The following is a 24,788-nucleotide window of genomic DNA, read 5'->3' as shown; positions in this document are numbered from 1 at the left end:
GATGTCAAAGGGTGAATGCAGATTTTCAATCGTTTGCCGATTTATTCTACACTTCGCACATTTGTCAGGCACTTGCCGTTTCCGAAACCTCCTGCTCCGGTTTTTTTCGCGGATATTTCCACAGCCAGCGTCCGCTCACCATGCGCCAGTAGAACAGCGCGCCGCGCACGGCCCAGTCAAGGAACATCCCCAGCCAGACGCCGACAACGCCCATACCTAACATTACCCCCAGCGTGTAGCCCGCCACGACGCGGCAGCCCCACATGCCGAGCATGGAGACCCACATCGCAAACCGGGCATCGCGCGCGCCTTTCAGCCCGGCAGGAAGTACCCAGGACGCGGCCCAAATTGGCATAAACGCCGCGTTGAGCCAAATCAGCACCTTCACGACCTCTTTCACGTCATTTTCGTGCGTATAGAACGAGGCCATTAGCCCGGCTAAAGGCGCAGTTCCCCACGCAATCGCCGTCAGTCCAATGGTTGAAAGCCAGAAGACATGCCGAAGCTGCCGTTCCGCCTGCCCTATCTGCCCCTTTCCGAGGCGTCTACCGGTGATGATCGTCGACGCCGATCCCAGTGCGTTTCCGGGCAGGTTAATGAGCGAGGCGATGGAGAAAGCAATAAAGTTGCCGGCGATGACGTCTGTTCCCATCCCGGCAACAAACATCTGCGTCAGCAGTTTCCCACCGTTAAACAACACGGATTCGATGCTGGCCGGAATACCGATCCCCATCACTTCCCAGATAATGGCGAAGTTAAGCGGACGGAAATAGCTTTTAAGCGTCAGGCGCAGCGATGGCGTAATTCCCGCCATCAGCACGCCGATTATCGCCGCCGCACCAATATAACGGGAAATGGTCAGCCCTAATCCCGCGCCGACAAAGCCCAGCCCCTCCCAGGAAAAGACACCGTAAATCAAAACACTGCTGATAATGATGTTCAGGATGTTCATGCCGCCATTTATTAGCAGCGGAATTTTGGTATTCCCTGCGCCACGAAGCGCACCGCTACCAATCAGCGCGATGGCAGCCGCCGGATAGCTCAGCACCGTCATTTCCAGATAGGTGAGCGCCAGATCCTTCACTTCACCTGTCGCTTCACCCGCGACGATGTCGATAATTTCTTTGCCGTAATAATGGATAACCGCCGCCAGGATGATCGAAAAGAGGGTCATGATCATCAGCGACTGTCTGGCCGCCTCCCGGGCGCGTTTTGGATCAAGTTTCCCAAGACTAAACGCCACCACTACCGTTGTACCGAGATCGATAGCGGCAAAGAAGGACATCACAACCATGTTGAAACTGTCCGCCAGCCCTACCCCGGCCATGGCTTCTTTACCGAGCCAGCTCACCAGGAAGGTGCTTAACACCCCCATCAACAGGACGCAGGTATTCTCCAGGAAAATAGGCACAGCAAGGGGGGTGATTTCACGCCAGAACAGAACTCGATAACTCTTACGTTTTGCATACCAGGGCGTGCGCATAATCGCCTGGCGCAGGGGTGCGGTGACGTTCAAAATGGGCCTTAACGAGAAAGTTGAAACTCCATTTCAAATGATGGGGCAGAAATGCGTATCCTGCAAAGTATTTTCCATAAAATTATGTTTGGATTTACAACAAAATGACGACAGAATCATCAAACAATCACTTTTGCCTGAGATCAGGTTTGACAAAAGTTTTTTCGCCGCTAAGATAAGCCTCCACAACGATTCCTCTGTAGTTCAGTCGGTAGAACGGCGGACTGTTAATCCGTATGTCACTGGTTCGAGTCCAGTCAGAGGAGCCAAATTAAAAAAGCCTGCTTTTAAGCAGGCTTTTTGCTTTTCTGCGTTCAGTAAAATTGTCGGGTGGCGCTGCGCTTACCCGACCTAGGGTCCTGTAGGCCCGGTAAGCGCAGCGCCACCGGGCAACAGAGTGTGCGATTACTCGCCTTTAGCGTCGACGTTTTTGATTTCGCCCATCACTTTCAGCTTTTTGGAAATGTCGCGACGCTCTTTGGACAGCTCAGCGTTTTTGATGATGTAGTCATCAACGCGATCTTCATAATCGCTCTTCATGCTGGCGATGATGCCCTGAATGGCTTCAACGCTCATACCTGGCTTGATGTAGTCGCTCAGGTTGTCCAGCAGCAGGACACGTTTCTGGTTGTCACGGATCTTCTTCTCTACGTCCTGGATTTCGCGCTGTAGCTTGTTTTTGCGGCGGAACAGGCGGACGAACTCCAGAACATCCTGGAACGAAGGCTTGGTAGTTTCCATTTTTACACCCCTGATAATGTGAGATTCGGATTCGTTAAAGCAACCGTTTTAACAGACAGCGGCTGCGAATGACAATGAGTATATCGTTTAAAACCATCATAACCCTAATTGTTGCTGAATCGAAGCAGCAGGCATCACATACGCTTTTTATTTGCGCAGTGCCCGGCAAATCAGCTGCGATAACAACTCCAGCTGTCGCGCCAGCTCCATACTCAGCCAGACATAGCCGTGGATGGGCGTTTCAGACACATTGTCGCCCTGACGCTCATTCATCAGCTGTTTGAGCTCGATGACGATGTCATTCAGCCGCTCGCTGTTCGCCCGTATCGGCTGTGGGTTACCTTCGTAAAGTGCATGAGCGATGGTTAGCAGGGTCTGTTGCGTCATCTGCTGCGTCTCTTTCAGCGTATGCGCGTTGAGCATCAGAAGATGGCTGGGGCGTGAGGCCCAGTGGGCATTGATTTGCAGTTCAAGCATACAGACCAGATTACGGCTGACCGTTTGAATGGCTTCAAAAATGGCTTTCTGGATATGCGTCTCTTTGCTTGCCGGGGTAATTAACCCGCGCATTTTGACCACATCATTAAGGATTTTTTGCAGGTGCTTTTCCAGCCGCGGACGCTCAATCAGATTCGGCGAAAACCCGGCCTGGTAAACCCGGTTAAATGCCGTGACGTAGTTTGCCATCTGAATGCGCCAGTGCAGGAAGGCGCGCTGCGGCCAGATGCCGGTAAACAGCATGGCGAGCAACGAGCCGAGGATCACGTCCCCGCTTCGCCACAATGCGGTGGTCATATCGCCCGCCGGTGCGCCGACCACAACGGCGAGCGTAATGCCAATCAGCAGCGCCTGATACGGTTTCTTGCCGAGGGCCAGCCATCCGCAAAGAAACATCGCCACCGCGCACCACAGCAACATGAACGGAAATGAAATTAGCTCCAGCTTCAGGGCGATAAGCCCAAGCGCCGAGCCTAAAACGGTACCGCCTATGCGTTCCAAAGCGCGAGGGACCACGTTCCCCCAGAATGAGATCGGCCCCATCACCACCACCAGCGTGATCAGCGGCCACGTCCCTTCCGGGATATCCAGCAAACGAACCAGTACGAAGGTCAGCACAAACGCCAGCGCAATGCGGCAACCGTGCACCACGCGATAATGTTTGTATAACCGAATTTCAAAAGGGGTTAATGACTTGTCGGGGCGCACACCCGTCTCCAGCTCTACGGCAAACCACAATTGTACTGTGTTTTCAGCCGGATGGATCGCGCCCGGCTGAAAAACCCTGCGTTTCGCAGGATTATCCCACTTTGTGCTCTACCGGTACAAACATCTCAATATCCCAGTAGCCGTCAGCATTGCCATCGTTCAGATAGCGTTCGAAGCAGGGTTTTGGCGCAATCTGAAATTTGCTGTCTTCCAGCAGGGAGTTGAAGAACTGATACCACGGGGTGGCGAAATCATAATTTTCGACGCGCGCGGCGGCAATAGCATACTCTCCGGCAGCGATTTCGGTCAGCATTACCCCTTCGCTGTTATCAGGGATAGTGAAATCGTCCACTACCGTTACGGCGGTAACGCAGCGAAGCTTTTCTGCCGGCACGTCATCCGGATTGTCATAATAAACGGCCACCCACTCCTGCGGCTGAATATGACGTCCATCTACCCACATAACCAGCTGTTCAAATCCCTGCTTGACCGTCTTTTCCCACGGCCCCACGAGATGAAAGCCAGCGATCGTACGTTTCTGTTGCTGCCTGATGCTGTAGTCCATGCTGCCTCCGTTTATTACTGTATATATATACACTATAAAGCAGAATCGAGATTATCGGCAAACCAGGAGTGTTTATTATGTGAGCAGACTCGCAACACTGCCAGTCTGCCCGAAAAGGTTAGAGTTTATGATGCAGATAATCGCCGAGGCGGGAGAAAAGGCCACCCTTTTCAACGCGCTCCAGCGTAACCAATGGCCAGTGCGCTACCACCTTGTCACGATCGTACAGCTGGATCTCCCCTACCCGCTGATGCGCGGCGATCGGCGCTTCCAGCTCTTTTTTATCCATTACATATTTCGCCTTGATGTTCGGCACTTCTGTTTTGGGTAATGCCAGCCAGAAATCCTGATCCGTGCCCAGCGCGATCTGCTCTTTATCGCCATACCAGATGCGTTCGGTTCCCACTTTTTTGCCGTTATGCAGGATCTGCACCGTATCGAAATTTTGCTGTCCCCAGTGGAGCAGCTTGCGCGCCTGATCTTCACGTCCTTTCGGGCTGTCTGCCCCCATCACCACCGCAATCAGTCGACGCTGACCATCCACCGCGGAGGCGATCAGGTTAAAGCCCGCGCCCGAGGTGTGTCCCGTTTTCAGACCATCCACGTTCATGGTCTTATCCCACAGCAGGCCGTTGCGGTTCTGCTGAGTGATGCCGTTCCAGGTCAGACTCTTCTCGCTGTACATGTGGTAGAACTCAGGCTCGCCGTGGATGATGGCCCGGGAAAGTACGGCGAGATCGTAAGCGGAGCTGTGCTGACCGGGTGCATCCAGCCCGTGTACGGTTTCGAAGTGGGTATCGCGCAGGTTCAGCTTTTCAACGTAGTCATTCATCATCCTGACGAACTGCGGCTGACCGCCCGCCACGTGATCCGCCAGCGCCACGCAGGCGTCATTGCCGGAATCAACAATCAGGCCGCGGCTGAGATCGCGCACAGAAACCCGATCGCCCTGCTTCAGAAACATCAGAGACGAACCGTCAAAGACCGGATTGCCTTTTGCCCAGGCGTCACGTCCGACCGTCACAATGTCATCGGGGCTGATGCGGTGGCTATCAATGGCACGATCGACAACGTACCCCGTCATCAGTTTGGTCAGGCTCGCCGGATTACGCTGCTGATGTTCGTTGCCCGCCGTTAAGATTTGACCCGTGGTGTAATCCATCAATACCCAGGATCCTGCCTGGATGGCAGGCGGCTGAGGTGAAAAATCCAGCGGCTCGGCAGCCAGCGCGGATGAAATACTCGAAGCGAGTAAAGAAACAGCAATAAACAGACGGCGTTTCAACGGTATATCCTCAGGTCAGTAAAAATCGATGACCTTTTTACGGGAGTTCTGATGTCGTTACCTGCCTTAATTGCAAAAAAATGTGACAGCACGCAGATTTTTTCGGAACAAATCTCGCAAATTTCTTGCCTGAAGGTGCTTTTTATTCGGACTGCTCACCCCAATCGTTTACCATAGAGACGTCAATTTTTAACAGGATGAGATTACTGGTGTCTGACTCTGCCGCGCGCCCGACTTTTTTGTTCCACGATTACGAAACCTTTGGTACCCATCCGGCGCTGGACCGACCGGCGCAGTTTGCGGCTATCCGAACCGATGACGAATTTAACGTCATCGGCGAACCCGAGGTGTTTTACTGTAAACCCGCCGATGACTATCTGCCGCAGCCGGGCGCGGTGATGGTGACGGGCATCACGCCTCAGGAAGCGCGGGATAAAGGCGTTAGCGAAGCAGAATTTGCCCGTCGCATCCACGACCTGTTCACGGTGCCTGATACCTGCGTGGTGGGTTACAACAACATCCGTTTTGACGATGAAGTGACGCGCAATATCTTCTACCGCAACTTCTACGATCCGTATGCCTGGAGCTGGCAGAACCGCAATTCGCGCTGGGATTTGCTGGATATTATGCGCGCCTGCTATGCGCTGCGCCCGGAGGGAATTAACTGGCCGGAGAACGACGACGGCTTGCCGAGCTTCAGGCTCGAGCACCTGACGCGGGCCAACGGCATTGAGCACAGCAACGCCCACGACGCGATGGCAGACGTCTACGCGACCATCGCTATGGCGAAGCTCGTAAAAACCGCGCAGCCGCGCCTGTTTGAGTATCTGCTGAGCCATCGCAGCAAGCAAAAGCTGATGACGCTGATTGACGTGCCGCAGATGAAACCGCTGGTGCATATTTCAGGGATGTTCGGTGCGTGGCGCGGGAACACAAGCTGGGTGGCGCCGCTTGCCTGGCATCCGGACAACCGTAACGCCGTCATCATGGTGGATCTTGCCGGGGATATCTCCCCGCTGCTTGAGCTCGACAGCGACACCTTACGTGAACGGCTTTATACGCCGAAAGAGGCGCTGGGTGACCTGCCAGCCGTACCGGTAAAACTGGTGCACATCAATAAATGCCCGGTGCTTGCGCAGGCCAACACGCTGCGTCCGGAAGACGCCGACCGGCTGGGGATTAATCGTCAGCACTGCCTCGATAACCTGAAAGTGCTGCGCGACAACCCGCAGGTGCGCGAGAAAGTCGTCGCCATTTTTGCCGAAGCAGAGCCGTTCGTGCCGTCTGATAATGTGGATGCGCAGCTTTATAACGGCTTCTTCAGCGATGCCGATCGCGCGGCGATGAACATCGTGCTGCAAACCGACCCGCGTAACCTGCCTGCGCTGGATATCACCTTCGCAGATAAGCGTATTGAGAAGCTGATGTTTAACTACCGTGCGCGCAACTATCCCGGCTCGCTGGATGAAGCAGAGCAGGAGCGCTGGTTACAGCATCGGCGCAACGTGTTTACACCGGAGTTTCTTAATAGCTATGCCCAGGAGCTGGAGATGCTTTACGGCCAGTATGAAGGGGATGCTGAGAAACAGGCGCTGCTGAAAGCGCTGTTCCAGTACGCGCAAGAGATTGTCTGAGTAGCGGGTACAAAAAAGCCGGAGGCGATGTCTCCGGCTTTTTTTGCCGGGTGGCGCTAACGCTTACCCGGCCTACAAAACTGTAGGTCGGGTTGAGCATAGCCGCCACACGACACAGTCTTACGCGACGTCTTCGTACTGAGGAACCGGGTTGCGGAAGCTCTTCGTTACGCAAGCCAGGTAAATCAGACCGATTGCACCCCAGATCAGACCCAGAACCATTGAGCTCTCTTCCAGGTTGATCCACAGGGCGCCCACCGTCAGGGCACCACACACTGGCAGCACCAGATAGTTGATGTGGTCCTTCAGCGTCTTGTTGCGCTTCTCACGGATCCAGAACTGCGAAATCACGGAGAGGTTAACGAAGGTGAACGCCACCAGCGCACCAAAGTTAATCAGCGCAGTGGCCGTTACCAGGTCGAACTTGATTGCCAGCAGGGCAATCGCGCCCACCAGCAGCACGTTCCACGCCGGGGTACGCCATTTCGGATGCACGTAACCAAAGAAGCGAGTTGGGAACACACCGTCACGGCCCATCACGTACATCAGACGAGAAACGCCCGCGTGCGCTGCCATACCGGATGCCAGTACGGTGACGCTGGAGAAGATCAGCACGCCCCACTGGAAGGTTTTACCCGCCACGTACAGCATGATTTCAGGCTGCGATGCATCCGGATCTTTAAAGCGAGAGATATCCGGGAAGTACAGCTGTAAGAAATAAGACGCACCGATGAAGATCAGGCCGCCAATCAGCGCGGTCAGGAAAATCGCTTTCGGGATCACGCGCTCAGCGTCTTTGGTCTCTTCAGACAGAGAAGAGATACCGTCGAAGCCCAGGAACGAGAAGCACAGGATAGTCGCCCCGGTGATCATCGGCACAACGTGCGCACCTTCAGACCAGAACGGACGGGTGCTGGTCAGCGTACCTGCGCCTTCACCGTGGGAAACGCCGTAGATGATCAGCCCAACGATAACCGCAACAATCCCCATCTGAAGGATCACGATCAGGGTGTTGAAGTTAGCCACGGTCTTGATGCTGCGCAGGTTAGAGATGGTCATAAAGGCCACCAGCGCCACAACGAAGATCCACGACGGTACGGAAGGTACCAGCGCTTCGAAGTAAATTTTTGCCAGCAGAATGTTGATCATCGGCATGAACAGGTAGTCCAGCAGTGATGACCAGCCCACCATAAAGCCAACAGCCGGGCTAATGGATTTCTGAGCATAGGTGTACGCAGAGCCTGCGGACGGGAAACGGCGAACCAGTTTACCGTAGCTCAGCGCTGTAAAGAGAATGGCGACCAGTGCAAAGGCGTACGCCGTTGCAACGTGACCGTCAGTAAGGCCTGATACGATACCGAATGTATCGAACAGCGTCATCGGTTGCATATAGGCAAGGCCCATCATAACAACCGGAATCAACGTAAGCGTTTTACGTAATTCCACGCGAGAGGTGTTTGGAGTTGCGTTATGCGACATAGTTATTCTCCTTTACGGTGATAACCGCCACGTAAGCGAAAAATTGCCCCATTTCTTTCTTCCTCAGCGACAACAACTGTCGGATTTTAGTAAATATCTATCCGGTACGAAGCCCGGCCTCTTGGTTTTTAGTTTCGTTTCGTACATGCAAAAAAAAATAACCGACGCCTTTTATATCGTCGATTATTCATTTGTTTGCAGCGGCGGCATTTTGCCCTATTCCAGATACAAAAGGCAATACATTGAGAAACCTGCCCATAAATTAATTTTACTAACTGGTTGATTTCCCATCATCTGCCTGAGTGTAAACTGTCGCGATAGCACTATTTGCTAAAATTTCGTCTCGCCACCAGGCGCTGGCAAGCCCGGCGGTCTGTTCATTCCAGCCCACCCATACCGATTCGTTACTGCTCTGCGCTAAAACCTGTTTTTCCACCAGCGCGCCGCTTTCAATAAAGCGCTGTGCTAAATAACGGGGAAGGTAGCCGCACCCCAGGCCGCTTATTTGCAGTTCCAGCTTGGTTTTAAAATCAAAAACGGTGATGGCCTCCTGCTCATCCAGAAGCTGCGATGAAATGCCGCACTCGGGGCGGGAGCTGTCTCCCACCACAATGGCGCGATGGTTTTTAATGACGCGTCTTGAAACAGGCTCCGGTTCATTCGCCAGCGGGTGGTGAGGCGCAACGGCAAAGATCTGCTCCAGAACGCCCAGCCGGGCGAAACCAAATTCACTCAGTTGAGGAGGCTCATGCAGCGCTCCAACGATGATATCCGCCCTGCCCTGCGTTAAGGCATCCCACGAGCCGCCCAGCACGCCGTTGATAAAAACCAGCCGCGTGACGCTATGGCGCTGATAGAACGCCTCAATAAGCGGGGTAAGCAGCGAAAAAGGGAAAGTATCATCAACCCCAATCACCAGCTCATTTTCCCAGCCCTGATGAAGTTTGACGGCCTGTTTTTCCAGCTCGCGAACCGTATGCAGCACGTCACGCCCTTTTTCCAGCAGCATCTGCCCAGTACGGGTGAAACGCGCGCGATGGCCAGTGCGGTCAAGAATTTGAATATTAAGATCGCTCTCGAGCTTTTGCACGGTGTAGCTCAGAGCCGAAGGGGTTTTATAGAGCTTCGCCGAGGCGGCAGCAAAGCTCCCCTCTTTTTCCAGCGCATCCAGAATAACAAGAACATCCAGCAACGGTTTCATCTTCGCCCCCTTGCGGTGTGCGATGGCCTCCGCCGGCGCAATTATTCCATGGGCATAACCAGCGGATCGGGATACTGATATTCAAATCCCAGTTCATGGCAAATACGATTGCCATCAATAATTTTGCCTTTGCGCTCCCCCTGCGCCTCACTGAACACCGGCGGCGCCAGACCCAGCTGGCGCGCCATCAGCGGATAAAAGGTGCTGCGTGGCGGATGCGAAGGCGCACATATATTATAGATGTGCCCCCCTTTCGGAGCCTGTAAAAGCAGCTCTATCGCACCGATAACATCTTCTAGGTGTACAAGGTTAACGCCGTGCTGACCATCCGGCGCGGATTTACCGGCAAAGAAGCGTCCCGGATGACGCCCCGGCCCCACCAGCCCGGCGAGGCGTAAAATATCCACCTGCGTGCCAGGCAGATTGTGCAGCCAGTCTTCCAGCTCTTTCAGTACCCGTCCGCTGGCGGTTACCGGACGGCGCTCGGTGTTTTCTTTCGCCGTACCGTCGATATCGCCATAGACGGAGGTCGAGCTGGTGAAAATGATACGCGGAATATGGTGCGCCAGGGCGCTGTCGACAATCTCCTGCACCGCCTGCAGGTAAAACGTCTCGCCCGGCCCGCTGCGCCGCGCCGGTAAGGTAATGACCAGTGCGTCCACATTCATCAGTTCATCCAGCTCGTCGGTATCGCAGATAAGCTCGGGTTCGAGACGCAGCTCGACACCATCAATGCCGCACATGCGCGCCGCCTCAACCCCGTCCCGCGTGGTCTTACTCCCTGTCACCTGCCAGCCTTTTGCGGCTAATGACATCGCCAGTGGCATTCCTAACCACCCTAATCCGACAATCGCGACCTTTTTCATGACATTCTCCGCTTAACGACGCCTGTTATAAGGCTACGCCAGCCTTATGGAACGCACAATTCATACCATCAATATGAAATGAATTAATGATCAAAAAAAGCCCTTGCTTTATGGCGTACAACTGGTTTAGGTTAAAAGACATCAAATGCATAAGCATTCAACGAGAATTTATATGACACGCGTTCCTTTTAAAAACCACCATCATCACCATCATCCTGACTAGTCTTTCAGGCGATGTGTGCTGGAAGACGTTTGGATCTTCCAGTGGTGCATGAACGCATGAAAAAGCCCCCGGAAGATCTTCTTCCGGGGGCTTTTTTTTGGACCGCATTCAGACAGGTTAAAACAGGTTAACGAGGAACACAGAATGTTAGATAACTCACGTTTACGCATAGCTATTCAAAAATCAGGCCGTTTAAGCGATGATTCACGCGAACTGCTGGCCCGCTGCGGGATTAAAATCAACCTGCACACCCAGCGCCTGATCGCCCTGGCTGAAAATATGCCGATCGACATTCTGCGCGTACGTGATGACGATATTCCGGGCCTGGTCATGGATGGCGTCGTTGACCTCGGCATCATCGGCGAAAACGTACTGGAGGAAGAGTTATTAACCCGCCGCGCGCAGGGCGAAGATCCGCGCTACTTTACCCTGCGTCGTCTGGACTTTGGCGGCTGCCGCCTGTCGCTGGCCACGCCGGTTGATGAAGCCTGGGATGGCCCGGCCGCGCTGAACGGCAAACGTATCGCCACCTCTTACCCTCACCTGCTGAAGCGTTACCTCGATCAAAAAGGCGTGCAGTTTAAATCTTGTCTGCTGAACGGCTCTGTTGAAGTGGCGCCGCGTGCGGGCCTGGCCGATGCCATCTGTGACCTCGTCTCCACCGGCGCCACGCTGGAAGCCAACGGCCTGCGCGAAGTGGAGGTGATCTACCGCTCCAAAGCGTGCCTTATCCAGCGCGACGGCGAGATGGCGGAGGCTAAACAGCAGCTCATCGACAAGCTGCTGACCCGCATTCAGGGCGTGATTCAGGCGCGTGAATCCAAATACATCATGATGCATACGCCAACCGAGCGCCTGGACGAAGTGATTGCCCTGCTGCCAGGTGCTGAGCGCCCAACCATTCTGCCGCTGGCGGGCGACCAGCAGCGCGTGGCGATGCACATGGTGAGCAGCGAAACCCTGTTCTGGGAAACGATGGAAAAACTGAAGGCGCTGGGCGCGAGCTCCATTCTGGTGCTGCCAATTGAGAAGATGATGGAGTAACGACCATGAGCTTTAACACAATCATCGACTGGAATACCTGTAGCGACGCGCAACAGCGTGAGCTGCTGATGCGCCCGGCAATTTCCGCCTCGGAGAGCATCACCCGCACCGTGGCGGAGATCCTCGATAACGTCAAAGCCCGCGGAGACGACGCGCTGCGTGAGTACAGCGCGAAGTTTGATAAAACTGAGGTCGACGCGTTACAGGTCACCGCACAGGAGATCGCCGGGGCGGAAAGCCGCCTTGGGGATGAGATCAAACAGGCGATGGCCGTCGCGGTGAAAAATATTGATACCTTCCACACCGCGCAGAAATTGCAGGCGGTGGATGTGGAAACCCTGCCCGGCGTGCGCTGCCAGCAGGTGACGCGCCCGGTGGCGTCCGTTGGCCTCTATATTCCTGGCGGCTCTGCCCCGCTGTTTTCGACCGTCCTGATGCTGGCCACTCCGGCACGTATTGCCGGTTGTCAGAAGGTGGTGCTCTGCTCTCCGCCACCGATCGCCGATGAGATCCTGTATGCGGCGAAGCTGTGCGGCGTGCAGGCGATCTATAAAGTGGGCGGTGCGCAGGCGATTTCCGCCCTGGCGTTCGGGACGGAGTCTGTTCCCAAAGTCGACAAAATCTTTGGCCCTGGCAACGCATACGTTACCGAAGCGAAGCGCCAGGTCAGTCAGCGTCTGGACGGCGCGGCGATTGATATGCCTGCCGGTCCGTCTGAAGTGCTGGTGATTGCCGACAGCGGCGCTACACCGGATTTCGTGGCCTCTGACCTGCTCTCGCAGGCCGAGCACGGCCCTGACTCGCAGGTGATTTTACTGACGCCAGATGCCGACATGGCAAAACGCGTGGGCGAGGCCGTTGAGCGTCAGCTGGCCGACCTGCCGCGTGCGGAAACGGCGCGTCAGGCGCTATCGGCCAGCCGACTGATTGTGGCTCGCGATATCGACCAGTGCATCGCCATCTCCAATCAGTACGGGCCGGAGCACCTGATCATTCAGACCCGCAACGCGCGCGATCTGGTCGACAGCATAACCAGCGCAGGCTCGGTGTTCCTCGGGGACTGGTCACCGGAATCCGCCGGGGATTACGCCTCCGGCACCAACCACGTGCTGCCCACGTATGGCTATACCTCAACCTGCTCCAGCCTGGGGCTGGCGGATTTCCAGAAGCGCATGACCGTGCAGGAACTCTCCCGCGAGGGATTTGCCTCGCTGGCGTCGACCATTGAAACCCTGGCCGCCGCCGAGCGCCTGACTGCCCACAAAAATGCCGTGACGCTGCGCGTTGCCGCCCTGAAGGAGCAAGCATGAACATCGAAGAATTAGCCCGCGAAAATGTCCGTCGCCTGACGCCCTATCAGTCTGCGCGTCGTCTCGGCGGGAACGGCGACGTCTGGCTGAATGCCAACGAATACCCCACGGCGGTGGCCTTTGAGCTCTCGCAGCAGACGCTGAACCGCTACCCGGAGTGTCAGCCGAAAGCGGTGATCGAGAACTATGCGCAGTATGCAGGCGTGAAGCCTGAGCAGGTGCTGGTCAGCCGTGGGGCTGATGAAGGGATTGAGCTGCTGATCCGCGCCTTCTGCGAACCGGGTAAAGACGCGGTGATGTACTGCCAGCCCACCTACGGGATGTACAGCGTCAGCGCCGAAACCTTTGGCGTGGTCTGCCGCAACGTGCAGGCGCTCGACAACTGGCAACTGGATTTGCAGGGCATCGCCGATAACCTCGACGGGGTGAAGGTGGTGTTTGTCTGTAGCCCGAACAACCCCACCGGGCAGATTATCAATCCCCAGGATATCCGTTACCTGCTGGAAATGACGCGCGGCAAAGCGCTGGTTGTGGCCGACGAAGCCTACATTGAGTTCTGCCCGCAGGCGACACTGGCAGGCTGGCTTGAAGAGTATCCACATCTCGTCGTGCTGCGTACCCTGTCGAAAGCCTTCGCTCTCGCCGGTCTTCGCTGCGGTTTTACGCTGGCAAATAAAGCGGTTATCGACCTGCTGCTGAAAGTGATCGCCCCGTATCCGCTCTCAACGCCGGTTGCCGATATTGCGGCACAGGCGCTGGCCCCGCAGGGCATCAGCGCGATGCGCGAGCGTGTGGCGCAGATCCTGGAGGAGCGTCAGTATCTAGTCGATGCCCTGAAAACGATTCCGTGCGTGGAACAGGTGTTCGACTCGGAGACCAACTACATCCTGGTGCGCTTCACCGCCTCAAGCGCGATATTTAAATCGTTGTGGGATCAGGGCATTATCTTACGAGACCAGAATAAACAACCTACCCTGAGCGGCTGCCTGCGTATTACCGTCGGCACCCGCGCGGAGAGCCAGCGCGTGATTGACGCCCTGAAAGCGGAGAAAGTATGAGTCAGAAGTATCTCTTTATCGATCGTGACGGCACCATCATCTCGGAGCCACCCAGCGATTTTCAGGTCGATCGTTTCGACAAGCTGGCCTTTGAGCCCGACGTGATCCCGGTGCTGCTGAAGCTTCAGAAAGCAGGCTATAAGCTGGTGATGATCACCAACCAGGACGGTCTGGGCACAGACAGCTTCCCGCAGGCGGACTTTGACGGCCCGCACAACCTGATGATGCAGGTGCTGACCTCGCAGGGCATCGCCTTCGATGAGGTGCTGATCTGCCCGCACATGCCTGCCGACGAGTGCGACTGCCGCAAGCCAAAAGTGAAGCTTGTTGAGCGTTATCTGGCGGAAGAGGCGCTGGATAAAGCGAACAGCTATGTGATTGGCGATCGCGTCACGGACATCACGCTGGCGGAAAACATGGGTATTGCAGGCCTGCGCTATAACCGCGACACGCTAAACTGGGCGATGATTAGCGAGCAGCTCACCAGACGCGACCGCTATTCTCACGTAGAACGCAACACCAAAGAGACGCAGATCGACGTGAAGGTCTGGCTCGATCGCGAAGGCGGCAGCAAGATCCACACCGGCGTCGGTTTCTTCGACCATATGCTGGATCAAATCGCCACTCACGGCGGCTTCCGCATGGAAATCGCCGTTAAGGGCGACCTGTATATCGACGATCACCACACCGTGGAAGATACCGGCCTGGCGCTGGGCGAAGCCCTGAAGCTGGCGCTCGGCGACAAGCGCGGCATCAACCGCTTCGGCTTTGTTCTGCCGATGGACGAGTGCCTGGCGCGCTGCGCGATGGATATCTCCGGACGTCCGCACCTGGAATATAAAGCCGACTTTACTTACCAGCGCGTGGGCGATCTCAGCACCGAGATGGTGGAACACTTCTTCCGCTCGCTTTCTTACACCATGGGCCTGACGCTGCACCTGAAAACCAAAGGCAAAAACGATCACCACCGCGTCGAGAGCCTGTTCAAAGCCTTTGGCCGTACCCTGCGCCAGGCGATCCGCGTGGAAGGTGACGCCCTGCCCTCGTCGAAAGGAGTGCTGTAATGAACGTGGTGATTCTGGATACCGGATGCGCCAATCTGAACTCCGTACAGTCGGCGATTATGCGCCACGGCTACGAGCCGGTGGTGAGCCGCGACCCTGACGTGGTGCTGCGTGCGGATAAACTCTTTCTGCCGGGCGTTGGCACCGCCCAGGCGGCGATGGATCAGATCCACGAGCGCGAGCTGGTGGATCTCATCAAAGCCTGTACTCAACCGGTGCTGGGCATTTGCCTCGGCATGCAGCTGCTTGGCCGCCGCAGCGAAGAGAGCAACGGCGTCGATCTGCTGGGCATTATTGAAGAAGACGTGCCGAAAATGACCGACCACGGCCTGCCGCTGCCGCACATGGGCTGGAACCGCGTTTATCCGAAGGCGGGCAACAGGCTGTTCCAGGGTATTGAAGACGGCGCGTACTTCTATTTCGTCCACAGCTACGCCATGCCCGTGAATGCCTACACCATCGCCCAGTGCAATTACGGCGAGGCGTTCACCGCCGCCGTGCAGAAAGATAACTTTTACGGCGTGCAGTTTCACCCGGAACGCTCCGGCGCCGCCGGTGCGCAACTGCTGAAAAATTTCCTGGAGATGTGATGATAATTCCCGCTTTAGATTTAATTGACGGCACGGTTGTTCGTCTCCACCAGGGCGATTACGGGCAGCAGCGCGACTACGGCAACGACCCGCTGCCGCGGTTACAGGCTTACGCCGCCGAGGGCGCTGAGGTGTTGCACCTGGTCGATCTGACCGGCGCGAAAGATCCGGCCAAACGCCAGATCCCGCTGCTTAAAACACTGGTGGCTGGCGTGGACGTCCCGGTGCAGGTGGGCGGCGGCGTGCGTACGGAAGCCGATGTTGCCGCCTTACTGGACGCGGGCGTGGCGCGCGTGGTAGTCGGTTCGACCGCTGTGAAAGATCCTAAGAGTGTCAAGGGCTGGTTCCGCCGCTTCGGTGCGGATGCACTGGTGCTGGCGCTGGATGTGCGCATTGACGCGCAGGGTAACAAGCAGGTCGCGGTCAGCGGCTGGCAGGAAAACTCCGGCGTGACGCTGGAAGAGCTGGTTGAGATGTATCTCCCCGTAGGGCTAAAGCATGTGCTGTGCACGGATATTTCACGCGATGGCACGCTCGCAGGCTCTAACGTCTCGCTGTATGAAGAGGTTTGCGCGCGTTATCCGCAGGTGGCGTTCCAGTCCTCTGGCGGTATCGGCGACCTGGCGGATATCGCCGCTCTGCGCGGAACCGGTGTACGCGGCGTGATCGTGGGTCGCGCGCTACTGGAAGGCAAATTTACGGTGAAGGAGGCGATTCAATGCTGGCAAAACGGATAATTCCCTGCCTGGACGTGCGTGATGGTCAGGTTGTAAAAGGCGTGCAGTTCCGCAACCACGAGATCATTGGCGACATCGTTCCCCTGGCTAAGCGCTATGCTGAAGAAGGCGCAGACGAACTGGTATTTTACGAGATCACCGCCTCCAGCGATGGCCGTGTGGTGGACAAAAGCTGGGTGGCGCGCGTGGCAGAGGTGATTGATATACCCTTCTGCGTGGCGGGCGGGATTAAATCTGCTGACGATGCGGCGAAAATTCTCTCTTTCGGAGCGGATAAAATTTCCATTAACTCCCCTGCCCTGGCCGACCCGGAGCTGATTACGCGTCTGGCGGATCGCTTTGGCGTGCAGTGCATTGTCGTGGGGATCGACACCTGGTTTGATGCCGCAACGGGAAAATATCATGTCAACCAGTACACCGGAGATGAAAGCCGCACGCGCGTCACCCAATGGGAGACGCTGGACTGGGTGCAGGAAGTGCAAAAACGCGGTGCGGGTGAAATCGTTCTGAACATGATGAACCAGGACGGCGTTCGTAACGGTTACGACCTCGAGCAGCTGAAAAAAGTGCGCGCGGTGTGCCAGGTTCCGCTGATTGCCTCCGGCGGCGCGGGCACCATGGAACACTTCCTTGAAGCCTTCCGCGATGCGAACGTAGACGGCGCGCTGGCCGCTTCCGTGTTCCACAAACAGATTATCAATATTGGTGAGTTAAAAACGTACCTGGCCGACCAGGGCGTGGAGATCAGGGTATGTTAACAGAGCAACAACAGGCGCAGCTGGACTGGGAAAAAACTGACGGATTACTGCCGGTGGTTGTACAGCATGCCGTTTCAGGCGAAGTGCTGATGCTGGGATACATGAACCAGGAGGCACTGGCAAAAACGCTCGACAGCGGCAAGGTGACATTTTTCTCGCGCACCAAACAGCGCCTGTGGACGAAAGGGGAAACTTCGGGTCACTTCCTGAATGTGATCAGCATTACGCCAGACTGCGACAACGACACCCTGCTGGTGCTGGTCAACCCGATTGGGCCGACCTGCCACAAAGGCACCAGCAGCTGCTTCGGCGAGGCGAGCCATCAGTGGCTGTTCCTCTATCAGCTGGAACAATTGCTGGCAGAGCGTAAATCAGCGGATCCCGAGAGCTCATACACGGCGAAGCTGTACGCCAGCGGCACCAAACGGATTGCGCAGAAAGTGGGTGAAGAAGGCGTTGAAACGGCGCTGGCGGCCACCGTGCATGATCGGGAGGAGCTGACGAACGAAGCGTCGGATTTGATGTATCACTTGCTGGTGCTGCTTCAGGATCAGGAGCTGGATTTAACGACGGTGATTGAGAATCTGCGGAAACGGCATAAATAAAAAAAGGCCGGGGAGACCCGGTCTTTTTTTGTGTATAAATCAGGCTCTTGGTTTGTAGTTTCTTAGCGCGTTACGGCCAAGGACGACAGCAGAACCGATGATCCCGCCGAGCAGTACGGCAAGGATGAGGGTGATGGCCTTTTTCGGGCTATCGCGGCGAATAGGCAGATTAGGTTTCATAACGTAACGATAGACGTGTACAGTGTCTGGGTTAACGTTGAGGTTTTGAATATCAAATAAATTCTTTTTGGTCTGATAGTAAGCCCCAGGAAAGACCAGCGGGCGGGACGCTTCGTTATCAACCATAGATTTCAGCGCAACCGTGCCGAGCAAGAACATGGTTTCCTGAGTAACATCCTGAGTCTGTTGAAGCTGCGGTGTGCTAATTTTCGCGGCTTCCGCGTTCTTAAGCGCCTCAGAAATTTGTTTGATACGCAAATCTTTTTGCTCCTGCGCGACTTTCTCCTGATTCTGGAGGGAGTCGTTGAGGGTTGTGATTTGTTGTTTCAGGTTGTCCCTGAGATCAAGCGTCAATTCTTTAGCGGTCTGTTCGTCAACCTGCTGAATGTACTGAGCGAGTTGTTTTTGTGCCGCTTCAGCCGATTCGCCCTGATAGGTCACCGTTAAGGGTAATCCCTGCCCTTTAACAGTCGGTTCAATCGTCAGTTTCTCAGGCTCTTCTTGATTATCAAGCGCTTGTGCTAATGCTGAGAAAGATGAATTGAAACGTCCAATGGCACGAGTTTGAATGTCCAACATCGCAGGAGCTGCGCCGCCATAGAGGATATTCAAAGCATTGGAATAGGTGGCGATCTGTGCCGCATCAGGCTGGGCTATGATAGCAGATGACGTCCATTTCTCTTTGGCTACAGTAATATAAATAACAGCGAGAACGATAAAAGCAGCAATAAATGCCCCTATTACCCACTTACCACGCCACAGCTGTAGCACTAAATCCAGTAAATCAATTTGCTCCGGGTCATTGTTGCGTGTGACCAGGTTATCGTTATTGTGCGTCATACAATCCCTAACAGATGAAAAAGGGCAAACATAATCTTGTTTCCATAGTGTATCCGTTGCTGCGGAATTTTCTATAAGAATCCGATGAGTTATATCGGAAAGATGGGTTATGTAAGTGAAGTACGACGCGCTATCATAGTCGGATTCTGATGTCCTGGGACATCAACAAGAACACTGTAAATGAGGGAAGCTATGAAATTTCTGGTTACGGGCGCGGCGGGCTTTATCGGTTCTCATGTCAGCAAGCGCCTGCTTGATGCAGGGCATGAAGTTGTTGGGATTGATAATCTGAATGATTACTATGACCCTAGCCTCAAGCTCGCTCGCCTCGATCTGCTCAAATCCGAGAGTTTCACCTTCCACAAGCTGGACTTAGCGGACCGCGAGGGCATGGCTGCGCTCTTCGCCAATGAAAGATTTGACCGCGTGATCCATCTTGCCGCCCAGGCGGGCGTGCGTTACTCGCTGGAAAACCCGCATGCCTACGCGGATGCGAACCTGGTAGGTCACCTGAACGTGCTGGAAGGCTGTCGCCACAATAAGGTTCAGCATCTTCTGTATGCTTCATCCAGCTCTGTATACGGCCTCAACCGTAAGATGCCGTTTTCTACTGACGACTCCGTAGACCATCCGGTTTCCCTGTATGCGGCAACCAAAAAAGCCAATGAGCTGATGTCGCATACCTATTCGCATCTGTACAATCTGCCGACCACTGGCCTGCGCTTCTTTACCGTCTATGGCCCCTGGGGCCGCCCGGACATGGCGCTGTTCAAATTCACCAAAGCCATGATTGAAGGCAACAGCATCGACGTCTACAACTACGGCAAGATGAAGCGCGACTTCACCTATATTGATGATATTGCGGAGGCGATTATTCGCCTACAGGACGTCATTCCTCAGGCCGACGCAGACTGGACAGTCGAAACCGGTTCGCCAGCAACCAGCTCTGCCCCGTATCGCGTGTATAACATCGGTAACAGTTCACCTGTCGAACTGATGGATTACATCACTGCCCTTGAAGAGGCGCTGGGCAAAGAAGCGGTGAAAAATATGATGCCGATCCAGCCGGGGGACGTGCTGGAGACCAGTGCGGACACCAAAGCGCTGTATGACGTTATTGGGTTTAAACCACAAACCTCAGTCAAAGAAGGCGTGAAAAACTTCGTCGACTGGTACCGCAACTTCTATAACGTTTAAAAACAAAAACCCGGCAGATTGCCGGGTTTTTTTATATCACGATTTTAATCAGTCGCTGCCGAACAAATCGCGGGTATAGACTTTATCTTTCACGTCCGCCAGCTCTTCCGCCATACGGTTGGAGATAATTACATCCGCTTCTTTCTTAAATGCATCCAGATCGCGGATCACACGTGAATGGAAGAACTCGTCTTCCTGCATGGCCGGTTCATAAATAATGACCTGTACGCCCTTCGCCTTAATACGCTTCATGATCCCCTGAATGGAAGAAGCGCGGAAGTTATCGGAACCGCTCTTCATGATCAGGCGATACACGCCCACCACTTTCGGCTGACGCGCGAGAATAGAATCTGAGATGAAGTCTTTACGCGTGCGGTTGGCATCCACAATGGCGGAAATCAGGTTGTTCGGCACCGCCTGATAGTTAGCCAGCAGTTGCTTGGTGTCTTTTGGCAGACAGTAGCCGCCGTAACCAAATGACGGGTTGTTGTAGTGGTTACCGATACGCGGGTCGAGGCACACGCCCTCGATGATCTGACGGGTATTCAGACCTAAACTCTCGGCATAGCTGTCCAGCTCGTTGAAGTAAGCCACGCGCATGGCCAGATAGGTGTTAGCGAAAAGCTTAATCGCTTCTGCCTCGGTGGAATCGGTGAACAGCACCGGCACGTCTTTTTTAATGGCGCCTTCCTGGAGCAAGGCAGCAAAACGCTCTGCACGCTCGGAACGCTCGCCAATCACGATACGGGATGGGTGCAGGTTATCGTATAACGCCCTGCCCTCGCGTAGAAACTCCGGCGAGAAGAAGACATTATCAATACCCAACTCTTCTTTGATAGATTTGGTGAAGCCTACTGGAATCGTCGACTTGATGATCATCACCGCATTAGGGTTGATTGACGTAACGTCTTTGATCACCGCTTCAACGGTTGAGGTATTGAAGTAGTTAGTTTTGGGATCGTAGTCGGTCGGCGTGGCAATGATGACAAAATCCGCATCGCGGTAAGCGTCTTCTTTGTCCGTGGTTGCGCGGAAGTTCAGCGGTTTGGTCGCCAGGTACTCTTCAATCTCTTTATCGACGATCGGGGACTTCTTCTGGTTAAGCATGTCCACTTTTGCCTGCACGATATCCAATGCAACCACTTCATGGTTTTGTGCGATCAGGATACCGTTTGAGAGACCAACATAGCCTGTTCCGGAGATAGTTATTTTCATTCGTTTAACTTCTTCAAGTTTGAGTTTCTGGAGGCGTAAGCACACCCCCGCAATAAACAACTGTTGAGGTTTTTACCTCTTAAGTTGAGGGACTGTCAAGACGAATGCCTTGCTTCAGAAAGGGATAAACGTAGTGATTTATGCGGCAATAAAAGGAGTGGGCTGGGGAAAGTAAGTCAACATGGGCCTGAAAGCGATAAAAAAAGCCCGGTGAGACTCACCGGGCCATGCTATCAGACTGAGTTAAATCAGATTAATCCAGCCATTCGGTGTGGAACACACCTTCTTTATCCGTACGCTTATAGGTATGCGCACCGAAGTAGTCACGCTGTGCCTGAATCAGGTTCGCTGGCAGAACGGCAGCACGATAGCTGTCGTAGTACGCCACCGCAGCGGAGAAGGTAGGAACCGGGATACCATTCTGCACCGCGTACGCAACCACATCACGCAGCGCCTGCTGATATTCGTCTGCAATTTGCTTAAAGTACGGTGCCAACAGAAGGTTTGCGATACCTGCATTTTCTGCATAGGCATCGGTGATTTTTTGCAGGAACTGTGCACGAATGATACAGCCAGCACGGAAGATCTTCGCAATCTCACCGTAGTTCAGGTCCCAGTTGTTCTCGTCAGATGCCGCGCGAAGCTGGGAGAAGCCCTGCGCATAAGAAACGATTTTACCCAGGTAGAGAGCACGGCGGACTTTCTCAACGAACTCCGCTTTATCACCGGCTGGTTTGGCCTGAGGACCAGACAGCACTTTAGACGCTGCAACACGCTGCTCTTTCAGAGAAGATATATAACGTGCAAATACGGATTCGGTGATCAGGGATAATGGCTCACCCAGATCCAGAGAGCTCTGGCTGGTCCATTTACCGGTACCTTTGTTCGCAGCTTCATCCAGAATCACATCAACCAGGTATTTACCTTCTTCATCTTTCTTGGTGAAGATATCTTTGGTGATGTCGATCAGGTAGCTGTTCAGCTCGCCTTTGTTCCACTCGGTGAAGGTCTCTGCGAGCTCCTCGTTGGAGAGGTTCAGGCCGCCTTTCAGAAGAGAGTAGGCTTCAGCAATCAGCTGCATATCGCCGTATTCAATGCCGTTGTGAACCATCTTCACATAGTGGCCAGCACCATCAGGACCGATATAGGTCACGCACGGCTCGCCGTCTTCAGCCACGGCTGCAATTTTAGTCAGGATAGGAGCGACCAGTTCGTACGCTTCTTTCTGGCCGCCAGGCATGATAGATGGACCTTTCAGTGCACCTTCTTCACCACCGGAAACGCCGGTACCAATGAAGTTGAAGCCTTCCGCGGACAATTCACGGTTACGACGAATGGTATCGTGGAAGAAGGTGTTGCCGCCATCAATAATGATGTCGCCTTTATCCAGATAAGGTTTAAGTGAATCGATAGCAGCGTCGGTACCTGCGCCCGCTTTCACCATTAACAGGATACGACGAGGTGTTTCCAGAGACTCAACGAACTCTTTAACCGTATAGAAAGGAACCAGTTTCTTGCCTGGATTCTCAGCGATGACTTCTTCGGTCTTATCACGGGAGCGGTTGAAAACGGAGACGGTATAACCACGGCTTTCGATGTTGAGCGCCAGGTTGCGCCCCATCACTGCCATACCGACAACGCCGATCTGTTGCTTGGACATTACATACTCCTGTCAGGTGTGGTCGCCGCGACTGTGTGCGGCTTGAAATGTATAGTAGATATTAACCTAAAGTGTTCTTATTATGATAGTTACAAATTTATCATTTTTTGCTTAATAAATGAAAAATCAAGCCTCAAGTAATTAGTCAATTTTTGCACCAAAAATGAATCCAACGGTACGAGCAAAGATATTATTTACGGAATATAGCGCGCCAAGCATAAAAGCAAAAACAATAAGCACTTTGTAATACAGACAAATTTTCAATTTCCCTGTATATATTCCATTGCCGCTGACTTTTTTTAAACTTATTACGGGATATAGAGTTTGGTAGGATTCGATAGCGAGTTAATATTTCATTTAGCAGATGTGCTTTTTTGCCAGACTTCAATAATTTTAACCAAAGCGCATAATCTTGGCCCGTTCTAATTAATGGCATGGAAAAATCTGAAAAAGCGTTCTTTTTGATCATTACAGTCGAACATCCTAGTGTCGCCTTTTTTTTAAGCATATCCGAATAATTAACGCTGAAATTATCACCTTGCAAGTCCACTACTTTGCCTAAAGGATTTCCTTGTGCATCAACAAGTTCATACGCAGTAAACGTAAAATCTAATTCATTAACAATCATAAAGTTTAGCTGCTTTTCAAGTTTTGATGAAAACCACAAATCATCACTGTCAATGAAAGTTATAAAATCCCCAGAAACATTCGAAAGTGAATTATTTCTAGTAACTGCGGCACCGGAATTCGTCGAATTCTTGAATACTCTAACCCTTGAATCTTTTTCGCAAATAGAGCTTAGAATATTTATCGTATCATCACTTGAGCAGTCATCTGTTACAAGCCATTCCCAATTCTCATGGGTTTGTTTCGAAATAGAATTGTAAGTTTCTACTATAGTCGAACCCGAATTAAAAGTTGGAGTAATGATACTTATTTTAATATCGTCAATGTTCATTTAAGCACATAATCCTTGTCTAATAACGTTTTCAGCTTATTCTCCATACAGTCGTTAATATCAGCTGAAAGATCCTCAATTTCGAGTGTATAATTTACTATCTCTTTTACGTCGCTATAATATACGATACGATTTTTCAAATTTTGTGCTGTGATTTCCATCAATGATGAAAATCTACCCGCTTGTATAAAAATTGGTAAATTTTGGAGTAGAGCTAAAGCATATCTTGTAGGATATGTTAAATCCTCTCTCAGCTTTGACATAGGGCCATATGCAACTAATACCCCGTCAAAACCTGCGCAAAAATTAGATAGCTTACCTTCAATTATTTCTTCGAAACTAAACGGCTCAAAAGTTTTCACATTGGGATGTGCGATATTAGAATCACGACTATTTTGTATGTAGACTTCAACTCCTGAGTTAGCCAACTGCAAAACGTCGGAAGATATGTTGTTTATAGATGATTCCCCATTTAACGTACCAAGAAATATAATTTTTTTAAGTGAGTTAATTTTTCGAGAATCTTTTCTATTATAATAGGCTGACTTTGGAAAAGAGCAAATGAATCTATTTATGATTTTTTCTTTTACTGACAATTGCTTTGATAAAAAAAGATCCATTATTTTTGAATGTGATAACACTTTATCGAACGAATTAAAATAAAGCGTGTCGAACCATAAAAGAAACTTAGGTGTTTTTTTCGTGGCATAATCTCTAATAGGGTACGTAGCAACATCTAAGATAAATTCTGGCGCTATAGTTTTTTTATTATATATCTTTTTTATATTAAAAAATTCTTTTCGAATAGATGTACCCCAAAAAAAGATAAATTGATCTGGGTTCTTTCCTTCCAAAA

The 24,788-nt window shown here is 53.0% G+C and carries 24 protein-coding genes, 1 tRNA gene, 1 pseudogene and 1 other annotated feature; of the genes and pseudogenes, 12 read left to right on the top strand and 14 right to left on the bottom strand.

The genetic code is table 11. The features are described 5' to 3' along the window. Positions 1-64 precede the first annotated feature (64 nt). A pseudogene (gene emmdR, locus IM282_RS21060) lies at positions 65-1,548 on the bottom strand (multidrug efflux MATE transporter EmmdR). A 161-nt stretch (positions 1,549-1,709) separates the two neighbouring features. Here emmdR and IM282_RS21055 point away from each other — a divergent pair. Further along, positions 1,710-1,785: transfer RNA gene (locus IM282_RS21055), tRNA-Asn, on the top strand. Positions 1,786-1,921: 136 nt separating this feature from the next. On the opposite strand, the gene IM282_RS21050 is transcribed toward IM282_RS21055, so the two are convergent. The 4 genes from IM282_RS21050 to dacD all read right to left on the bottom strand — a co-directional run bounded on the left by IM282_RS21050 (position 1,922) and on the right by dacD (position 5,319). Next, the gene (locus tag IM282_RS21050) at positions 1,922-2,257 is read right to left on the bottom strand and encodes a DUF496 family protein (RefSeq protein ID WP_000450410.1); all 336 of its coding nucleotides are present in this window, start codon (positions 2,255-2,257) and stop codon (positions 1,922-1,924) included. Between the two features lie 147 nt (positions 2,258-2,404). Further along, complete coding sequence (locus IM282_RS21045; RefSeq protein WP_192970801.1) at positions 2,405-3,463, bottom strand: FUSC family protein; 1,059 nt, start codon at positions 3,461-3,463, stop codon at positions 2,405-2,407. 91 nt (positions 3,464-3,554) lie between these two features. Next, a complete protein-coding gene (gene sbmC, locus IM282_RS21040) occupies positions 3,555-4,028 on the bottom strand; it encodes a DNA gyrase inhibitor SbmC (RefSeq protein WP_192970800.1) in 474 nt (157 codons plus the stop codon). A gap of 118 nt (positions 4,029-4,146) precedes the next feature. After that, positions 4,147-5,319: a serine-type D-Ala-D-Ala carboxypeptidase DacD gene (dacD, locus tag IM282_RS21035; protein ID WP_139153368.1), complete on the bottom strand. Its 1,173-nt coding sequence runs from the start codon at positions 5,317-5,319 to the stop codon at positions 4,147-4,149. A gap of 191 nt (positions 5,320-5,510) precedes the next feature. Here dacD and sbcB point away from each other — a divergent pair, with 191 nt between their 5' ends. Beyond that, positions 5,511-6,947, top strand: a complete 1,437-nt coding sequence (gene sbcB, locus IM282_RS21030; RefSeq protein WP_022648601.1) for an exodeoxyribonuclease I — start codon at positions 5,511-5,513, stop codon at positions 6,945-6,947. A 120-nt stretch (positions 6,948-7,067) separates the two neighbouring features. Here the strand turns inward: sbcB and IM282_RS21025 are convergent, their stop codons facing one another. From IM282_RS21025 to IM282_RS21010, 4 genes are all read right to left on the bottom strand, one after another. Next, positions 7,068-8,426, bottom strand: coding sequence for an APC family permease (locus IM282_RS21025; RefSeq protein ID WP_022648602.1), 1,359 nt, complete (start codon positions 8,424-8,426; stop codon positions 7,068-7,070). Further along, the gene (yoeI, locus tag IM282_RS21020) at positions 8,416-8,478 is read right to left on the bottom strand and encodes a membrane protein YoeI (RefSeq protein WP_099458931.1); all 63 of its coding nucleotides are present in this window, start codon (positions 8,476-8,478) and stop codon (positions 8,416-8,418) included. The genes IM282_RS21025 and yoeI overlap by 11 nt, the downstream gene beginning before the upstream one ends. 219 nt (positions 8,479-8,697) lie before the next feature. Beyond that, entirely contained in the window at positions 8,698-9,627 is a 930-nt protein-coding gene (locus IM282_RS21015; protein ID WP_022648603.1) for a LysR substrate-binding domain-containing protein, read from the bottom strand. Between the two features lie 41 nt (positions 9,628-9,668). Beyond that, positions 9,669-10,493, bottom strand: coding sequence for an SDR family oxidoreductase (locus IM282_RS21010; protein WP_006811206.1), 825 nt, complete (start codon positions 10,491-10,493; stop codon positions 9,669-9,671). Between the two features lie 172 nt (positions 10,494-10,665). Between IM282_RS21010 and hisL the strand changes: the two genes are divergently transcribed. The 9 genes from hisL to hisIE all read left to right on the top strand — a co-directional run bounded on the left by hisL (position 10,666) and on the right by hisIE (position 17,882). Beyond that, the gene (hisL, locus tag IM282_RS21005; protein ID WP_099516347.1) at positions 10,666-10,716 is read left to right on the top strand and encodes a his operon leader peptide; all 51 of its coding nucleotides are present in this window, start codon (positions 10,666-10,668) and stop codon (positions 10,714-10,716) included. Beyond that, positions 10,692-10,815: a sequence feature (His leader region), on the top strand. Its footprint overlaps the gene before it by 25 nt. A 45-nt stretch (positions 10,816-10,860) precedes the next feature. Next, positions 10,861-11,760: an ATP phosphoribosyltransferase gene (gene hisG / locus IM282_RS21000; RefSeq protein WP_192970799.1), complete on the top strand. Its 900-nt coding sequence runs from the start codon at positions 10,861-10,863 to the stop codon at positions 11,758-11,760. A 5-nt stretch (positions 11,761-11,765) separates the two neighbouring features. Next, positions 11,766-13,070 carry a histidinol dehydrogenase gene (gene hisD / locus IM282_RS20995; protein ID WP_023300525.1) on the top strand — a complete coding sequence of 435 codons (1,305 nt, stop codon included), beginning with the start codon at positions 11,766-11,768 and terminating at the stop codon, positions 13,068-13,070. Next, a complete protein-coding gene (gene hisC, locus IM282_RS20990) occupies positions 13,067-14,128 on the top strand; it encodes a histidinol-phosphate transaminase (protein ID WP_192970798.1) in 1,062 nt (353 codons plus the stop codon). The genes hisD and hisC overlap by 4 nt, the downstream gene beginning before the upstream one ends. Further along, positions 14,125-15,192 (top strand): bifunctional histidinol-phosphatase/imidazoleglycerol-phosphate dehydratase HisB, encoded by a 1,068-nt coding sequence (gene hisB, locus IM282_RS20985; RefSeq protein ID WP_022648606.1) that lies wholly within the window; start codon positions 14,125-14,127, stop codon positions 15,190-15,192. Before hisC ends, hisB begins: the two co-directional genes overlap by 4 nt. Next, positions 15,192-15,782, top strand: a complete 591-nt coding sequence (gene hisH / locus IM282_RS20980) for an imidazole glycerol phosphate synthase subunit HisH (RefSeq protein WP_015572396.1) — start codon at positions 15,192-15,194, stop codon at positions 15,780-15,782. Before hisB ends, hisH begins: the two co-directional genes overlap by 1 nt. Then, positions 15,782-16,519: a 1-(5-phosphoribosyl)-5-[(5-phosphoribosylamino)methylideneamino]imidazole-4-carboxamide isomerase gene (gene hisA / locus IM282_RS20975; RefSeq protein ID WP_192970797.1), complete on the top strand. Its 738-nt coding sequence runs from the start codon at positions 15,782-15,784 to the stop codon at positions 16,517-16,519. Before hisH ends, hisA begins: the two co-directional genes overlap by 1 nt. Further along, positions 16,501-17,277, top strand: coding sequence for an imidazole glycerol phosphate synthase subunit HisF (gene hisF, locus IM282_RS20970; RefSeq protein ID WP_192970796.1), 777 nt, complete (start codon positions 16,501-16,503; stop codon positions 17,275-17,277). The genes hisA and hisF overlap by 19 nt, the downstream gene beginning before the upstream one ends. Then, positions 17,271-17,882: a bifunctional phosphoribosyl-AMP cyclohydrolase/phosphoribosyl-ATP diphosphatase HisIE gene (hisIE, locus tag IM282_RS20965; RefSeq protein ID WP_192970795.1), complete on the top strand. Its 612-nt coding sequence runs from the start codon at positions 17,271-17,273 to the stop codon at positions 17,880-17,882. Before hisF ends, hisIE begins: the two co-directional genes overlap by 7 nt. 39 nt (positions 17,883-17,921) lie before the next feature. Here hisIE and wzzB read toward each other — a convergent pair whose 3' ends face one another. Beyond that, on the bottom strand, positions 17,922-18,902 hold the full coding sequence (gene wzzB / locus IM282_RS20960; RefSeq protein ID WP_165715609.1) for an LPS O-antigen chain length determinant protein WzzB: 981 nt from the start codon (positions 18,900-18,902) through the stop codon (positions 17,922-17,924). A gap of 192 nt (positions 18,903-19,094) precedes the next feature. On the opposite strand from wzzB, the gene IM282_RS20955 reads away from it, so the two are divergent. Beyond that, positions 19,095-20,099, top strand: a complete 1,005-nt coding sequence (locus IM282_RS20955; protein WP_192970794.1) for an NAD-dependent epimerase — start codon at positions 19,095-19,097, stop codon at positions 20,097-20,099. A 48-nt stretch (positions 20,100-20,147) separates the two neighbouring features. Here IM282_RS20955 and ugd read toward each other — a convergent pair whose 3' ends face one another. The 4 genes from ugd to IM282_RS20935 all read right to left on the bottom strand — a co-directional run. Next, positions 20,148-21,314, bottom strand: coding sequence for a UDP-glucose 6-dehydrogenase (gene ugd, locus IM282_RS20950; protein ID WP_038416357.1), 1,167 nt, complete (start codon positions 21,312-21,314; stop codon positions 20,148-20,150). A 253-nt stretch (positions 21,315-21,567) separates the two neighbouring features. After that, positions 21,568-22,974, bottom strand: a complete 1,407-nt coding sequence (gene gndA, locus IM282_RS20945; protein ID WP_006811221.1) for an NADP-dependent phosphogluconate dehydrogenase — start codon at positions 22,972-22,974, stop codon at positions 21,568-21,570. Between the two features lie 190 nt (positions 22,975-23,164). After that, the gene (locus IM282_RS20940; RefSeq protein ID WP_165715612.1) at positions 23,165-23,932 is read right to left on the bottom strand and encodes a glycosyltransferase family 2 protein; all 768 of its coding nucleotides are present in this window, start codon (positions 23,930-23,932) and stop codon (positions 23,165-23,167) included. Further along, positions 23,929-24,788: hypothetical protein (locus IM282_RS20935; RefSeq protein ID WP_226839923.1), on the bottom strand; the 860-nt coding region annotated here is incomplete at its 5' end. The genes IM282_RS20940 and IM282_RS20935, both read right to left, overlap by 4 nt.

Origin of the sequence: Enterobacter cloacae complex sp. P29RS (genome assembly GCF_014893445.1) — a bacterium.
Taxonomy (GTDB): Bacteria; Pseudomonadota; Gammaproteobacteria; order Enterobacterales; family Enterobacteriaceae; genus Enterobacter; species Enterobacter intestinihominis.
The sequence above is the reverse complement of the archived record's forward strand: the minus strand, read 5'-3'. Positions and strand labels throughout refer to the sequence as shown.

Coding starts and splice junctions, on each gene's coding strand:
- IM282_RS21050 (WP_000450410.1), bottom strand. CDS start 2,257: ATGGAAACTACCAAGCCTTCGTTCCAGGATGTTCTGGAGTTCGTCCGC.
- sbmC (WP_192970800.1), bottom strand. CDS start 4,028: ATGGACTACAGCATCAGGCAGCAACAGAAACGTACGATCGCTGGCTTT.
- sbcB (WP_022648601.1), top strand. CDS start 5,511: ATGAGATTACTGGTGTCTGACTCTGCCGCGCGCCCGACTTTTTTGTTC.
- IM282_RS21025 (WP_022648602.1), bottom strand. CDS start 8,426: ATGTCGCATAACGCAACTCCAAACACCTCTCGCGTGGAATTACGTAAA.
- IM282_RS21015 (WP_022648603.1), bottom strand. CDS start 9,627: ATGAAACCGTTGCTGGATGTTCTTGTTATTCTGGATGCGCTGGAAAAA.
- IM282_RS21010 (WP_006811206.1), bottom strand. CDS start 10,493: ATGAAAAAGGTCGCGATTGTCGGATTAGGGTGGTTAGGAATGCCACTG.
- hisG (WP_192970799.1), top strand. CDS start 10,861: ATGTTAGATAACTCACGTTTACGCATAGCTATTCAAAAATCAGGCCGT.
- hisD (WP_023300525.1), top strand. CDS start 11,766: ATGAGCTTTAACACAATCATCGACTGGAATACCTGTAGCGACGCGCAA.
- hisC (WP_192970798.1), top strand. CDS start 13,067: ATGAACATCGAAGAATTAGCCCGCGAAAATGTCCGTCGCCTGACGCCC.
- hisB (WP_022648606.1), top strand. CDS start 14,125: ATGAGTCAGAAGTATCTCTTTATCGATCGTGACGGCACCATCATCTCG.
- hisH (WP_015572396.1), top strand. CDS start 15,192: ATGAACGTGGTGATTCTGGATACCGGATGCGCCAATCTGAACTCCGTA.
- hisA (WP_192970797.1), top strand. CDS start 15,782: ATGATAATTCCCGCTTTAGATTTAATTGACGGCACGGTTGTTCGTCTC.
- hisF (WP_192970796.1), top strand. CDS start 16,501: ATGCTGGCAAAACGGATAATTCCCTGCCTGGACGTGCGTGATGGTCAG.
- hisIE (WP_192970795.1), top strand. CDS start 17,271: ATGTTAACAGAGCAACAACAGGCGCAGCTGGACTGGGAAAAAACTGAC.
- wzzB (WP_165715609.1), bottom strand. CDS start 18,902: ATGACGCACAATAACGATAACCTGGTCACACGCAACAATGACCCGGAG.
- IM282_RS20955 (WP_192970794.1), top strand. CDS start 19,095: ATGAAATTTCTGGTTACGGGCGCGGCGGGCTTTATCGGTTCTCATGTC.
- ugd (WP_038416357.1), bottom strand. CDS start 21,314: ATGAAAATAACTATCTCCGGAACAGGCTATGTTGGTCTCTCAAACGGT.
- gndA (WP_006811221.1), bottom strand. CDS start 22,974: ATGTCCAAGCAACAGATCGGCGTTGTCGGTATGGCAGTGATGGGGCGC.
- IM282_RS20940 (WP_165715612.1), bottom strand. CDS start 23,932: ATGAACATTGACGATATTAAAATAAGTATCATTACTCCAACTTTTAAT.